Source organism: Caballeronia sp. AZ7_KS35 (assembly GCF_023631045.1).
GTDB classification, from domain to species: domain Bacteria; phylum Pseudomonadota; class Gammaproteobacteria; order Burkholderiales; family Burkholderiaceae; genus Caballeronia; species Caballeronia zhejiangensis.
Genome location: NZ_JALQDV010000027.1, coordinates 174,248 through 187,488 on the forward strand (window position 1 = coordinate 174,248; position 13,241 = coordinate 187,488).

The 13,241-nt window shown below is 63.8% G+C and carries 15 protein-coding genes; 10 read left to right on the plus strand and 5 right to left on the minus strand.

Annotated features, from left to right (window positions below):
• Positions 1-3: 3 nt before the first annotated feature.
• Positions 4-651, plus strand: coding sequence for an ankyrin repeat domain-containing protein (locus NCT05_RS16920; RefSeq protein WP_175983064.1), 648 nt, complete (start codon positions 4-6; stop codon positions 649-651).
• A 73-nt stretch (positions 652-724) separates the two neighbouring features.
• On the opposite strand, the gene NCT05_RS16925 is transcribed toward NCT05_RS16920, so the two are convergent.
• On the minus strand, positions 725-1,639 hold the full coding sequence (locus NCT05_RS16925; protein ID WP_008353847.1) for a LysR family transcriptional regulator: 915 nt from the start codon (positions 1,637-1,639) through the stop codon (positions 725-727).
• Between the two features lie 106 nt (positions 1,640-1,745).
• Between NCT05_RS16925 and NCT05_RS16930 the strand changes: the two genes are divergently transcribed.
• Both NCT05_RS16930 and NCT05_RS16935 read left to right on the plus strand, forming a co-directional pair.
• On the plus strand, positions 1,746-2,708 hold the full coding sequence (locus NCT05_RS16930) for an alpha/beta fold hydrolase (RefSeq protein WP_250502759.1): 963 nt from the start codon (positions 1,746-1,748) through the stop codon (positions 2,706-2,708).
• 55 nt (positions 2,709-2,763) lie between these two features.
• Entirely contained in the window at positions 2,764-3,714 is a 951-nt protein-coding gene (locus NCT05_RS16935) for a glutathione S-transferase family protein (RefSeq protein WP_008353845.1), read from the plus strand.
• Here the strand turns inward: NCT05_RS16935 and NCT05_RS16940 are convergent.
• Entirely contained in the window at positions 3,702-4,553 is an 852-nt protein-coding gene (locus tag NCT05_RS16940; RefSeq protein ID WP_250502760.1) for a 3-hydroxybutyryl-CoA dehydrogenase, read from the minus strand. The genes NCT05_RS16935 and NCT05_RS16940 overlap by 13 nt on opposite strands.
• Positions 4,554-4,642: 89 nt before the next feature.
• Positions 4,643-5,128 (minus strand): 2,4'-dihydroxyacetophenone dioxygenase family protein, encoded by a 486-nt coding sequence (locus tag NCT05_RS16945; protein ID WP_008353843.1) that lies wholly within the window; start codon positions 5,126-5,128, stop codon positions 4,643-4,645.
• A gap of 117 nt (positions 5,129-5,245) precedes the next feature.
• Here NCT05_RS16945 and NCT05_RS16950 point away from each other — a divergent pair, with 117 nt between their 5' ends.
• From NCT05_RS16950 to NCT05_RS16970, 5 genes are all read left to right on the plus strand, one after another.
• Positions 5,246-6,172 carry an ABC transporter ATP-binding protein gene (locus tag NCT05_RS16950; protein ID WP_008353841.1) on the plus strand — a complete coding sequence of 309 codons (927 nt, stop codon included), beginning with the start codon at positions 5,246-5,248 and terminating at the stop codon, positions 6,170-6,172.
• Positions 6,169-6,930 (plus strand): ABC transporter permease, encoded by a 762-nt coding sequence (locus NCT05_RS16955; RefSeq protein WP_008353839.1) that lies wholly within the window; start codon positions 6,169-6,171, stop codon positions 6,928-6,930. The genes NCT05_RS16950 and NCT05_RS16955 overlap by 4 nt, the downstream gene beginning before the upstream one ends.
• Before the next feature lie 42 nt (positions 6,931-6,972).
• Complete coding sequence (gene msrB, locus NCT05_RS16960; protein WP_008353838.1) at positions 6,973-7,452, plus strand: peptide-methionine (R)-S-oxide reductase MsrB; 480 nt, start codon at positions 6,973-6,975, stop codon at positions 7,450-7,452.
• Between the two features lie 38 nt (positions 7,453-7,490).
• The gene (locus tag NCT05_RS16965; RefSeq protein WP_008353837.1) at positions 7,491-8,072 is read left to right on the plus strand and encodes a hydrolase; all 582 of its coding nucleotides are present in this window, start codon (positions 7,491-7,493) and stop codon (positions 8,070-8,072) included.
• Between the two features lie 61 nt (positions 8,073-8,133).
• Positions 8,134-9,180: a patatin-like phospholipase family protein gene (locus tag NCT05_RS16970; protein WP_250502761.1), complete on the plus strand. Its 1,047-nt coding sequence runs from the start codon at positions 8,134-8,136 to the stop codon at positions 9,178-9,180.
• 210 nt (positions 9,181-9,390) lie between these two features.
• Here NCT05_RS16970 and NCT05_RS16975 read toward each other — a convergent pair whose 3' ends face one another.
• Positions 9,391-10,554 (minus strand): metallophosphoesterase, encoded by a 1,164-nt coding sequence (locus NCT05_RS16975; RefSeq protein ID WP_008353835.1) that lies wholly within the window; start codon positions 10,552-10,554, stop codon positions 9,391-9,393.
• Positions 10,555-10,813: 259 nt separating this feature from the next.
• On the opposite strand from NCT05_RS16975, the gene NCT05_RS37020 reads away from it, so the two are divergent.
• Together NCT05_RS37020 and NCT05_RS16980 are read left to right on the plus strand one after the other, a co-directional pair.
• Positions 10,814-10,993, plus strand: a complete 180-nt coding sequence (locus NCT05_RS37020; protein WP_350029892.1) for a hypothetical protein — start codon at positions 10,814-10,816, stop codon at positions 10,991-10,993.
• Positions 10,993-11,409: a hypothetical protein gene (locus tag NCT05_RS16980; protein WP_350030090.1), complete on the plus strand. Its 417-nt coding sequence runs from the start codon at positions 10,993-10,995 to the stop codon at positions 11,407-11,409. The genes NCT05_RS37020 and NCT05_RS16980 overlap by 1 nt, the downstream gene beginning before the upstream one ends.
• 79 nt (positions 11,410-11,488) lie before the next feature.
• Here NCT05_RS16980 and NCT05_RS16985 read toward each other — a convergent pair whose 3' ends face one another.
• Entirely contained in the window at positions 11,489-12,949 is a 1,461-nt protein-coding gene (locus NCT05_RS16985) for an NAD-dependent succinate-semialdehyde dehydrogenase (protein ID WP_008353830.1), read from the minus strand.
• Between the last annotated feature and the right edge of the window lie 292 nt (positions 12,950-13,241).

The window sequence follows — 13,241 nt, forward strand, 5'->3', positions numbered from 1 at the left end:
CGCATGACAAAACGCCTACGCTTGCTGACCATTTTCCTGTCGATGACATGCGCGATCGCTTACGCGCAACAGGACGCCTACACGCTCAACGAACGCCTGCTTTCCGCGACGCGCGAAGGCGATCAGGCGTCCGTCGCGCGCTTGCTCGATGAAGGCGCGGCGATCGATTCGCGCAATCGCATCGGCGACACGCCGCTCATCAGCGCGTGCAAGAAGGGCCTCGCGCCGATGGCGCGCATGCTGATCGAGCGCGGCGCGAACGTCAGCCAGGCCAACGTGCAGGGCATCACGCCGCTGATGGCCGCGGCCTTCGACGGCAACGACGAAATCGCCGCGCTGTTGATCGCGCGTCACGCGGATGTCGCCGCGACGGATCGCGTCGGCAAGACGGCGATCGAATACGCGGCGGGGCAGGGGCGCACGGCGATCGTGCAGCGTCTGCTCGATGCCGGTGTCGATGTGAACGCGGCGTATCGCAATCATCTGACCGCGCTGATGTGGGCGGCAGGCTACGATCGCGACGAAACCGCGTCGATGTTGCTCGCGCGCGGCGCGAAACGCGATCTGCGCGACGATCGCGGCCTGACAGCGAAGGACATCGCCGAGCAGACGCATTCGATGCGCGTCGTCGAGTTGCTGTCGAAGGGTTAATCGGCCGGGGAGCGTTGCGCGCCGACGCGCTGCAAATCGCTGGCCTCGGCCGTTTCGCGAACACGCGGCCGCGTCACGCGAACGCGTCGATGCCATCGACGAGACGTTGCGCGAGACGCGGTTGCCGCAACTGCTCGATCCACCATTGCAGCGCGCGGCCTTCGTGATCGCCGCGCCAGCCCACATACAACACGTTCGGCTCGCGCGGATCGGCGGTTTCCTTTTCGACGAGTTCGCCGCGCGCAAACAACGCCTGCACGCGATAGCGCGGCACCCAGCCCGTGCCCAGGCCTTGCCGCTGGGCGAGAATTTTTGCGCGCATCGTCGGCACGGCGAGCGCGGCCTGACCGCCGAGCACGCCGTAAGCGCGTCCCGCCGAACGCGACGAATCCGCGACGACAACCGCACGATGCGCCGCGATCTGCTCGCGCTTGAGCGGCCCGCTGACGCTCGCGAGCGGATGACGCGGCGACACGGCGAACACCCACTGCATCACGCCGAGCTCGAACCAGCGCAGACCGGGAATCGCGGGCGGCTCGTTGGTCGCGCCGACGATCAGATCCGCGCGGCCGTCGCGCAACGCTTCCCAGGTGCCGGAGAGCACTTCGTGCGTGATGCGCAGCGCCACGCCGGAACCGAGCGCGTCGAACGCCTGCACGACCGGCAGCAGCGTCTCGAATTCGAGGATTTCATCGCAGACGAGCCACAGCCGGTCTTCCCAGCCGCTCGCGACCTGCTTCACGCGTTGCGTGAGCCGCGACACGTCGAGCATCAGGCGCGAGGCTTCATCGGCGAGAAGATGTCCGGCGGGCGTCAGTTGCAGCCGATAACGCCGCCGGTCGAAGAGCAGCGCGTCGAAACGTGTTTCCAGTTGCCGCGCCGCGTGCGACACGGTGGACGGCGCCTTGCCGAGCCGCGCCGCCGCGCGCGACAAGCTGCCGGTTTCACGAATCGCATCGAGCAGCGAGAGTTCTTCCTCTGACAACATGTTCGACTCCATCGAACGAGTTCATCGTCCGGATCGTACGGCAAAAGCGCGGCGGGGGTCCAACCTGAGCGTCATCGGATAACCGAACCTTCGATGGAGCTGAACGATGAAAACCTTCCTGTACACGATTCGCCGCGCCGTTGGCATGCTTGTCGCCGCCGCTGCGCTGCAACCGTCCGCGTATGCCACGAACGCGCCGCGCCCGCCGCAACCGGTCGCCGCCGCGAGCGCGATCCACTCCCGCACGATCGATGCGAACGGCGTCGAACTGCACTATTTGCAAGTTGGACACGGCGACGCGACGCCCGTCGTCCTCCTGCATGGCTACACGGAAACGAGCCGCATGTGGCAACCGCTGATGACGCGTCTTGGCGGTGAGCGCGTCGTAATCGCGCCGGATCTGCCGGGCGCGGGCGGCTCCGCGATGCCCGCTTCCGGCTACGACAAGAAGACGCTCGCGCAAGACATTCACGCGATGGTGCAAGCGCTGGGCTATCGCAAGGTGAAGCTGGTCGGGCATGACATCGGGCTGATGGTCGCGTATGCGTACGCCGCGCAATATCCCGACGAAGTCGAAAGCATCGTGCTGATGGACGCGTTTCTGCCGGGCGTCGGCGACTGGCAGAAAGTCTGGCTGTTGCGCGATAAATGGCACTTCAATTTCTACGGCGACACGCCCGAAAAGCTGGTTCGCGGACGCGAGCGCGTTTTCTTCGAGCACTTCTGGAACGACTTCGCCGCCGATCCCGCGCATTCGGTGAGCGAAGCCGATCGCCGCTATTATTCGGCGCAATACGCGCGCAACGGCCGCATGCGCGCGGGTTTCGAATACTTTCATGGGTTCCCGCAAGACGCGGACGATTTTGCCGCGTTCGCGAAGACGCCGCTTCCGATGCGGATGCTCGTCCTCACCGGCGAGCGCGCGTCGGGCACGTTTCTGATCGATCAGGCGAAGCTCGTCGCGACGAACGTGCAAGGCGTGGTCGTGCCGGGCGCGGGCCACTGGCTGATGGAAGAAGCGCCGGACGCGACGATGGCGCAACTCGTGCGCTTCATCGAGCAAGACTGATTGATATGAATGCCGTGGCGCGCCGATTGCGCCACCCCACGCAAGGAGAATCGAAATGGGACTGCTCGTCGACGGAAAATGGCAGGACAAGTGGTACGACACGTCATCCACGGGCGGACGCTTCGTGCGCAAGGACGCGGCGTTTCGCAACTGGGTCACGGCGGACGGCGATACCGGCTTCAAGGCCGAGGCAGGGCGTTATCACCTGTATGTGAGTCTCGCGTGCCCTTGGGCGCATCGCACGCTCATCATGCGCGCGCTCAAGGGGCTGGAAGCGATGATCGACGTATCGGTCGTCAACTGGCTGATGCTCCAAAACGGCTGGACCTTCGACGACGCGCCGGGCGTCGTGCCCGATTCGATCAACGGCGCGCGCTATCTGCATCAGGTGTACACCGCCGCCGATCCGCATTACACCGGTCGCGTCACGGTGCCGATTCTGTGGGACAAACAGCGCGGGACGATCGTCAATAACGAGTCGTCGGAAATCATTCGGATGCTGAATTCGGCGTTCGACGGCATCGGCGCGAAGCCGGGCGATTACTATCCGCGCGAGTTGCGCGAAGAGATCGACACGCTCAACGCGCGCATTTACGACACGGTCAACAATGGCGTCTACAAGGCGGGTTTCGCGACGACGCAAGCCGCCTACGAGGAAGCGGTGATGCCGCTCTTCGAGACGCTCGATTTTCTCGAAGAACGCCTCGGCACGCACCGCCATATCGCAGGAGACCGGTTCACCGAAGCCGACATTCGCCTCTTCACGACGCTCGTGCGTTTCGACGCCGTGTACTTCGGCCACTTCAAGTGCAATCTGCGGCGCATCGCGGATTATCCGAATCTGTCAAAGTTCGTGCGCGACGTTTACGCGATGCCGGGCATCGCCGCGACCGTGAACTTCGAGCACATCAAGCGGCATTACTACGAGAGCCATCGGACGATCAATCCGACGGGCATCGTGCCCGCCGGACCGGTGCTCGATTTCGTCGCTTCTCAATCGTACTGATACACGCCGCGCTTCGTCTTGCGACCGAGGCGTCCCGCCGACACGAGCTCGCGCAACAGCGGGCAGGCGCGGTACTTGGAATCGCCGAAGTCCTTGAGGAACACGTCCATCACCGAGAGGCACACGTCGAGGCCGATCAGGTCCGCGAGCGCGAGCGGTCCGATCGGATGATTCGCGCCGAGCTTCATGCCGGCGTCGATTTCCTCCGCGCTCGCGACGCCTTCGTACAGCACGAAGAACGCTTCGTTGATCATCGGCACGAGAATGCGGTTGACGACGAAGCCCGGCGAATTGCGCACGCCGATCGGCGATTTGTCGAGCTTCTCGGTGAGTTCGCGCACGGCGGACGCGGTTTCATCGCTCGTCTGCACGCCGCGAATCACTTCGACGAGTTGCAGGAGCGGCACCGGATTGAAAAAGTGCATGCCGATGAAGCGCTCGGGCGTGGCGAGCGTCGCGGCGAGCGCGGTGATCGAAATCGACGACGTGTTCGACGCGATGATCGCATCGGCGCGCGCGGCGTCTTCGATCTGCTTCAGAATGCGGTTCTTGAGCTCCGCGTTCTCGGTCGCGGCTTCGATGACGATGTCCGCTGCGGCGAGACGTCCGTAATCGGTCGACGTTTCGATGCGCGTCAACGCCGCGTCGCGCGCCGATGCCTCCAGCTTGTCCTTCGACACGAGCCGCTCGAGGCTGCCCGTCAGCGTTTTGATGCCTTTTGCGAGCGCGGCGTCGGTGACGTCGATCATCACGACCTTGAGGCCCGCGACGGCGGCGACCTGCGCGATGCCGTTGCCCATGGTTCCTGCGCCGACGATGCCGACGGTCTGAATCTTCATGCTTTTGCTCCTCCTTGATCTGCGCCGGCGCGTGCGGCCGGCAAACCGGAAATGGTCGAAAGCGCGCGAGGCGCGTCCTGGCATCGATTCTAACCAGCGGAAAAGGCGGTCAGATCTTTTGGCGCGATGCCGTTTGCGTCGCAAAACGCAAGGTATCGGTCGAGTCCGCTTTTCCAGTTTTCGGCGGCGAGGACGTGGCCCTTGTCGTTCACGAACAGCAGTTCGCCCTGAATGATATTGAGCGTGACGATGTCCGCGCCCCCCGAATCCGGTGGCAGCGCCTCGGGCGTGTGGCTCGAACCCGCCGTCTCGTACACGATGCTGCCCGGCTCCGCGATCCACTCGTGCTCGCGATATTTCCAGCGCCCCTGCACCGTATAGACGATCACGGTTCCCGTATGACGATGACGGGGCATCTCGCCTTTCGCCGGCGCCTTCATCATCGCGATGACTTCGCCGCGAACCGGGTCGAGCTTGAAATACTTGACGAGCACGCGCTCGCTGTACGGCGTGAACGGCACCCACGGCAGGTCGGCGTCGTTGAGGCACGAGGTCTGGATCTGTTCGAACAGCATGATGTGGCTCCTTTCGGGAACGGCCATTTTATGCACTGCCGCGCGCGTCGAACATTGGCCGAATGGCCGACCCCTTCATTCAAGCCGGAAGGCGCGGTATCTGCTATCGTCCACGCCATGTCGACCATCATCACCGTTTCCAATCTGTCCAAGACCTACGGGTCGGGCTTTCGCGCGCTCAGGGACATCAACCTCGAAATCCGTCGCGGCGAGATTTTTGCGCTGCTCGGCCCGAACGGGGCGGGCAAAACGACGCTCATCAGCACCGTCTGCGGCATCGTCAATCCGAGCGAGGGCAAAGTGACCGTCGCCGGTCACGATATCGTCACCGACTATCGCGCCGCGCGCGCGATGATCGGTCTCGTGCCGCAGGAGCTCACCACCGACGCCTTCGAAACCGTCTGGGCGACCGTGTCGTTCAGCCGCGGGCTTTTCGGGCGGCCGAAGAATCCGGCTTACGTTGAGAAGGTGCTGAAATCGCTGTCGCTCTGGGCGAAAAAGGACAACAAGATCATGACGCTCTCGGGCGGCATGAAGCGGCGCGTGCTGATAGCGAAGGCGCTCGCGCACGAACCGGAGATTCTGTTTCTCGACGAGCCGACCGCGGGCGTCGACGTCGAATTGCGCCGCGACATGTGGAACCTTGTGCGAGAGCTGCAGGGCAACGGCGTGACCATCATCCTGACGACGCACTACATCGAGGAAGCGGAGGAGATGGCGGATCGCATCGGCGTCATCAATCGCGGCGAAATCGTGCTCGTCGAGGAAAAGCGCGAGCTGATGCGCAAGCTCGGGCAGAAGAAGCTCACGCTGCAACTCGAACATCCGCTCGCCGAAATTCCGACGCAGCTTCAGCCCTACGGCCTCGCGCGTTCGGCGGACGGCGGCGAACTCACGTACACATATGACGCGCAGGACGAGCCGGGCCGCATTATTGCGCTGCTTCGTCACGTCGACGAAGCCGGCGTGCGTTTCAAGGATCTGCAAACGACGCAAAGCTCGCTTGAAGATATTTTCGTGAGCCTCGTCAGGGAAGCCAAATGAATCTATACGCCGTTCGCGCGATCTACCGTTTCGAGATGGCGCGCGCCGGGCGCACGCTGATGCAAAGCATCGTGTCGCCGGTCATTTCCACATCGCTTTATTTCGTCGTCTTCGGCGCGGCCATCGGCTCGCGCATTCCGGAAGTCGACGGCATCAGCTACGGCGCGTTCATCGTGCCCGGCCTCGTGATGCTGTCGCTGCTGACGCAAAGCATCGCCAATGCGTCGTTCGGCATCTATTTCCCGAAGTTCACGGGCACCATCTACGAATTGCTGTCCGCGCCGGTGTCGTACTTCGAGCTCGTCGTGAGCTATGTCGGCGCGGCGGCGACGAAGTCCGTCATTCTCGGGCTCATCATTCTTCTGACCGCGCGGTTATTTGTGCCGCTCAGAATCGATCATCCGGTGTGGATGATCGTCTTTCTGCTACTCACGTCGGTAACGTTCAGCCTGCTCGGGTTCATCATCGGCATCTGGGCCGACGGCTTCGAGAAGCTGCAGATCATTCCGCTGCTGATCGTCACGCCGCTCACGTTCCTCGGCGGCAGCTTCTATTCGATCAATATCCTGCCGCCGTTCTGGAAGGCGGTCGCGTTGTTCAATCCGGTCGTCTATCTGATCAGCGGCTTTCGGTGGAGCTTTTACGGACTCGCCGATGTCCACGTCGGCGTGAGTTTCGGCATGACGCTGGTGTTTCTTGCGGTGTTTATCGCGATCGTCGCGTGGATCTTCAAGACGGGATACCGGTTCAAGACGTAGCGCGGCGCCGGCTGTCAACCAAGGCATGAGGGCGTTCATCGTATGAAGATCATGAGGCGCACGAAGCGCAATTTTCTCGGTGCGATGGCGGCCGCCTTCACGGGCGGGTTTCCCTCGGCGCCCGCCAGATCGTACGAAATCGATCACACCAGCGCGGACTGGCGGCGCCGTCTGTCGTCGGAACAATTCCGCGTGCTGAGGCGCGGCGGCACCGAGCCGCCGTTCTCGAGCCCGCTGCTCAAGGAACGCCGCGACGGCACATACGCGTGCGCGGGATGCGGATCCGCGCTGTTTTCGTCGGCGACGAAATTCGATAGCGGCACCGGCTGGCCGAGCTTCTGGAAACCGGTCGATGGCGCAGTCGCGACGCACGCGGACGCGACCGGCCACATGCGCAACGAGGTCCATTGCCGGCGCTGTGGCGGGCATCTCGGCCACGTTTTCGACGACGGTCCGAAACCTACCGGCCTGCGCTATTGCATGAACGGCGCGGCGCTTGAATTCCTGCACGACGAAGCCTGACATCGCGCAGTCATCCATCCATTTCTAGCCGACTCGCCATGAACGCACCTGAACTCAAGCTCGATGCCGCGAAGACCGCGCTCGTGCTGATCGATTTGCAGGCGGGCATCGCCGCCTTGCCCGTGCAACCTCACTCCGCCGCGAGCGTGCTCGCCAATGCGCGCGCGCTCGCCGACCGCTTTCGTGCGCTCGGCGCGCCGGTCGTGTTCGTCAAGGTCGCGTTTCCGAACGCCCCCGGCGGCTTGCGGCCGATCACCGACGCAGGTCAGGCGCAGGAAGCGCCGGAGCCGGCGGGCTGGAGCGACCTGTGCGCGGAACTGGACGTGCAAGCAACCGATATCGTCGTCACGAAGCGGCAGTGGGGCGCGTTCTACAATACCGACCTCGACTCGCATCTGCGCCGGCGCGGCATCGGCACGATCGTGCTGGGCGGCATCGCGACGGCGATCGGCGTCGATTCGACGGCGCGCGGCGCGCACGAGCGCGGTTATCAGCAAGTGTTTGTCGAGGACGCGATGAGCGATCTCAACGCCGACACGCACGAATCGACCTGCCGCTACATCTTTCCGCGCATCGGGCGTATTCGTTCGACGCAGCAGGTGCTCGCCGCGCTGGCATAGCGGCGCGTGTCGCCTATCCTGTAGCGTACGTCCGATATCGACGGACGCGAGAGGTGCGGCGATGGCGGCCATTCCCAAAGTAGCGATCGCGTGTCAGGGCGGCGGCAGCCATGCGGCATTCGCCGCGGGCGTGCTCGACCGGCTGCTGAGCGGCGAGTTCGTCAACCGCTTCGAACTGGTGGCGCTGTCCGGCACGTCGGGCGGCGCGATGTGCAGCGCGCTCGCGTGGTGCGGACTGCTGCTCGGCGGCCCGCCCGACGCCAGGCGGCGTCTCGCCGCGTTCTGGAAGGATCTGGAGGCGCGCGACGGGCCGGATATCGTCGTCAACGCGGTCGGTACGTGGTACGCACGCTTGCCCGTCAATGCGGAGATCAGTCCGTATCTGTATCCGCCGATAGCCGAAGAACGCCTGCGCGAACTGCTCGCCAAGCATCTGCCTTTCGCGTCGCTTCCCGCCGATCCGCAACTGCGCGCGAAGCCGACGCTTCTCGTCGGCGCAACGGACGTGCGTTCGGGCGACCGCGTGATCTTTCCCGGCGACAGGCTCGATCAGGACCAATTGGTCGCCTCGGCTGCGGTGCCGCCGCTGTATCGCGCGGTCGCGGCCGATGGGCGCATGTGCTGGGACGGCCTCTTCAGCAGCAATCCGCCGGTGCGCGAATTCACCGACTTCGCGCTCGATTCGCGGCCCGACGAAATCTGGGTCGTGCAGATCAATCCGCAGTATCGGCGCGAGTTGCCTGAATCGATGAACGAGATCATCGACCGTCGCAACGAGTTGTCCGGCAATCTCGCGCTCGGGCAGGAGCTTTACTTCACGACGCGCGTGAACGAACTGCTTGCAGCCGATGCGTCGCTCGAAAAGCGCTACAAGCCGATCAAGGTTCGCGTCGTGGAGATGCATCTCGACGCGAAGGATTATCCCGGGCCGCTCGACTATGCATCCAAGCTCGATCGCAATCCGGCGCTGATTCATGCGTTGATGCGCAAGGGACGCGAGCGCGCGGAATGGTTCTTCGACGCCCGCTCCCACTGGCCGCGCGAGGGCACCGCCCCGCACAGAAGCGTCTATGCGACGACGCCCGCGGCGATGTCGGCGAAAGCGTGAGTGGAGATTCGGACTCCGTGACAATCGAACTGCGTTTCATTGTTTAGGAGATTTCTTATGTCCTCGGTTTTTCTGTTCGCCTATTTTTCACTTACTCGCTGGCGGGGCCCCGCCCGTCAATCGAGTTGCCCGTTCATCACCGTGATCGGGAGTAGCGCTTGTCCCCGAGCGCTGGACGCGCGCCGCACCCTACGGCGCGCGTCCCTTTTTTTATGCGGCCGTAGCCGCAACCAGTCGAACCAGCGTGATCTCTGAAGGCGCGCCCAGCCGCTTGGGCGGTCCCCAATAGCCGGTTCCACGGCTCGTATAGACCCACAGTCCGTTGAACTTAACGAGTCCGGCGACGAACGGCTGTTGCAGCCGCACGAAGAAATTCCACGGCAGGAATTGACCGCCATGCGTGTGCCCCGAGAGCTGTAGCGTGAAGCCCGCTTCGGCGGCGGCCGTGGCGCTGCGCGGCTGGTGCGCGAGCAGCACGCGCACGATGGCGTCGTCGGGTGCGCCGCTGATCGCCTTCGCGGGATCGCTGCGATGCGCCGGATCGAAACTGCCCGCGCTGAAATCCGTGACGCCCGCGACCACGGCTTGAGCGCCGTCATGATTCAGCACGACATGCTGATTGAGCAGCACGGTCAGGCCGAGACGCCGAAATTCGGCGATCCACTTGTCCGCGCCTGAGTAATATTCGTGATTCCCGGTGACGAGAAACGCGCCATGCCGCGCGCTGAGGCCCGCGAGCGGGCGTGTGTGATCGGCGAGATTCGGCACGCTGCCGTCGACGACATCGCCTGTCACGGCGATGAGATCAGGTTCGAGCCCGTTCACGGCGGCGACGATGCGTTCCACATAGTGCCGCTTGATCGTCGGGCCGACGTGGATGTCGCTGATCTGCGCAATCGTGAAACCCTGGAGCGCGGCCGGGAGATTGTCGATGGGCACATCCACGCTCACGACCGGCGCGCGCCGCCGCGCGTTGTAGAAACCGATCGCGGAGAAGAGCACGGCGAGGAGCGGCACGGCGAGCGCGCTATAGCCGACGAGCATCGGCGAACCGACGGGCGCGCCGCGCAGCCAGTCGGCGAGATGCACGAAGAGGAGCATCACGTCGCGCGCGAAGGTCAGCAAGAGCAGCGACGAGAAAAAACCGAGCGCCGTCAGCCCGAACCAGGCGAGGCGATCCGCAAGCGACTGCGGTTCGATCTGCCGGGCCGCCATGCCGAGCGGAATCGTGATGACCGATGCCGCAAGCAACAGCGCCGCCAGCACCTTGAGCGGCAGGCCGACGGGCGCATCCGGGATGAGCCGGACGCCCACATAGATATGAAACAGAACGCCGATGCCGATGAAGCGGAGAAAGAATGCCGAGCGTCGCATAGCGCTCCTGGAGAGATCGGGGAAGCGGCAAGGAGACGGGCGGCGCGCGCCCGTGGCGGATATGGGGCCGATTCTACCGGTTAGACGCCGGGCGCGCCTTTGTCGACGCGCGTCGCGGAGAAGATGGCGAATCGTAATATATCGTTCGAATGGCTCGGCGCACGCGGCGCGGACGTTATAAATACGCCGCCTCGACTGTCGTTGCGACAGTCGCACGGCGGAATTTCCGCATCGCGTTTTTATTCGAGGAGTCCATTCAATGAATCTGAAACTGTGTGCCGCTGCAATCCTTTCCCTGTCCGCAATCGTCGCTTCGACGGGCACGGCGCTCGCGCAAGACAGAACGCTGGCGGCGACCGCGGAACAAGTCGTGAGCCAGGAGCAGCCGGTTCATATCCGGGCGCAGATCTCGGCATCGATCGCGCGAATCGCGCGCTGATGGTGCGCGGCGCGAACGGTGATTCGACCGTCCAGGTGGGCAAGGAAGTCAAAGGCTTCGAGCAATTGAAAGTCGGCGACCAGATCGACGTCACCTACAAGGCCGCGTTGCTCGTCAGCGCCGAGAAAGTGACGGGCGCGGCCAAGGGCGACCGTACGCGCATCGATACGACGACCTATCAGCCGACCGTGGGTGCCGACGGCGTGACGGGTTTCGATGCGACGCGCCGCATCGAGACGATCGCGACCGTCGAAAGCGTCGACGTGAAGAAGCGCAAGATCACGCTGCGCGGCGCATGGCGCACCGAGACGCTCGACCTCACGCCGGGCATGGCTGCCGAGAAGCTGAAGAAGGGCGACACGATCCACGCGGTGTACGTGTCGGCGACGGCGGTGCAAGTGACGTCGGCACAATGATCGGCAGGACGTTCTAAACGGCAAAAAGCCTCGGCACGAAAGCGCCGAGGCTTTTTCTTTTCGCGTCAACGAAACGCGATCACACCGCCATGCAGAGATACTTGATGACGACGTAATCGTCGATGCCGTAATGCGAGCCTTCGCGCCCGAGGCCCGACTGCTTCACGCCGCCGAACGGCGCGACTTCGTTCGAGATGAGGCCGGTGTTGATGCCCACCATGCCGTATTCCAGCGCTTCGGCGACGCGCCAGATGCGGCCGATGTCGCGGCTATAGAAGTACGCGGCGAGGCCGAACTCGGTGTCGTTGGCGAGCTGCACGACTTCATCGTCGGACGAGAATTTGAAGATCGGCGCGAGCGGGCCGAAAGTTTCTTCCTTCGCCACTTTCATGTCCGGCGTGACGCCGGTCAGTACGGTCGGCTCGAAGAACCCGTGACCGAGCGTGTGCCGCTTGCCGCCCGAAGCGAGCGCGGCGCCTTTCGCGAGCGCGTCCGCGATATGCGATTCGACCTTTTGCACGGCCGCTTCGTTGATGAGCGGCCCGAGCGCGACGCCGCTTTCCGTGCCGCTTCCGACCTTGAGCTTGCTCGCGGCTGCCGCGAGCTTTTGCGCGAAGGCATCGTAGACGCGCTCGTGGACGTAGAAGCGGTTCGTGCACACGCAGGTTTGTCCGCTATTCCGATATTTCGATGCAATCGCGCCTTCCACGGCGGCGTCGAGATCGGCGTCGTCGAATACGATGAACGGTGCGTTGCCGCCGAGTTCCAGCGTCACCTTTTTGACGGTCGGCGCGCTTTGCGCCATCAGCAGACGGCCGACCGCCGTCGAGCCGGTGAACGACAGCTTGCGCACGATCGGATTGCCCGTCATTTCGCCGCCGATCGCTTTCGGATCGCCGGTCAGGATGCTGAGCACGCCTTTCGGCAGGCCCGCGCGTTCTGCGAGCACCGCGAGCGCGAATGCGGAGAAGGGCGTTGCTTCGGCGGGCTTCACGACGATCGGGCAGCCGGCTGCGAGCGCCGGTCCGACCTTGCGCGTGATCATCGCGGCGGGGAAGTTCCACGGCGTGATTGCGGCGCAGACGCCGATCGGTTCCTTGGTCACGACGATGCGCTTGTCGGCAGCGGGCGTGGCGAGCGTATCGCCGGCGACGCGCTTGCCTTCCTCCGCGAACCATTCGATGAACGACGCCGCGTAGGTGATTTCGCCCTTGGCTTCGGCGAGCGGCTTGCCTTGCTCGGTCGTGAGGATGAGGGCGAGATCGTCGGCGTTTGCCATCATCAGGTCGAACCAGCGGCGCAGGATGGCCGCGCGTTCCTTCGCGGTTTTTTTGCGCCAGGCGGGCCAGGCGGTGTTGGCGGCATCGATCGCGCGGCGCGTTTCGGTTGCGCCCATGTTGGGGACTTTGCCGAGGGATTCTCCCGTTGCCGGGTTCACCACTTCAAACGTTTCGCCGTTGTCGGCTTGTTGCCATTCGCCGTCGATGTACGCTGCGTGACGCAAGAGCGTCGGGTCTTTCAGGTGTTCTTTCAGGCTCATTTGCTAGTCCTTTCGTGTCGGCTCGGGGTTGTCGCTGGATCCCGTTCTCGTGTCGGCTCCGGTGTTTCGCCGGATCCCGTTTTCTTAGTGGTCTATTAGCACTGCCCCTGTGCGGGGCGGCACTCACTTTCTTTGCTGCTGCAAAGAAAGTAAGCAAAGAAAGCAGCTTCCGATACGCCCGCGGTCACACGCAGTTTGGGTAGTCCTCTCGTCGTTCGTGGGCTGCCTAAAGAGTGCCCTCATAGGCCCCATCGGGCTTGGCTCGCGCACGGTCTGCCACATCGCACCACAC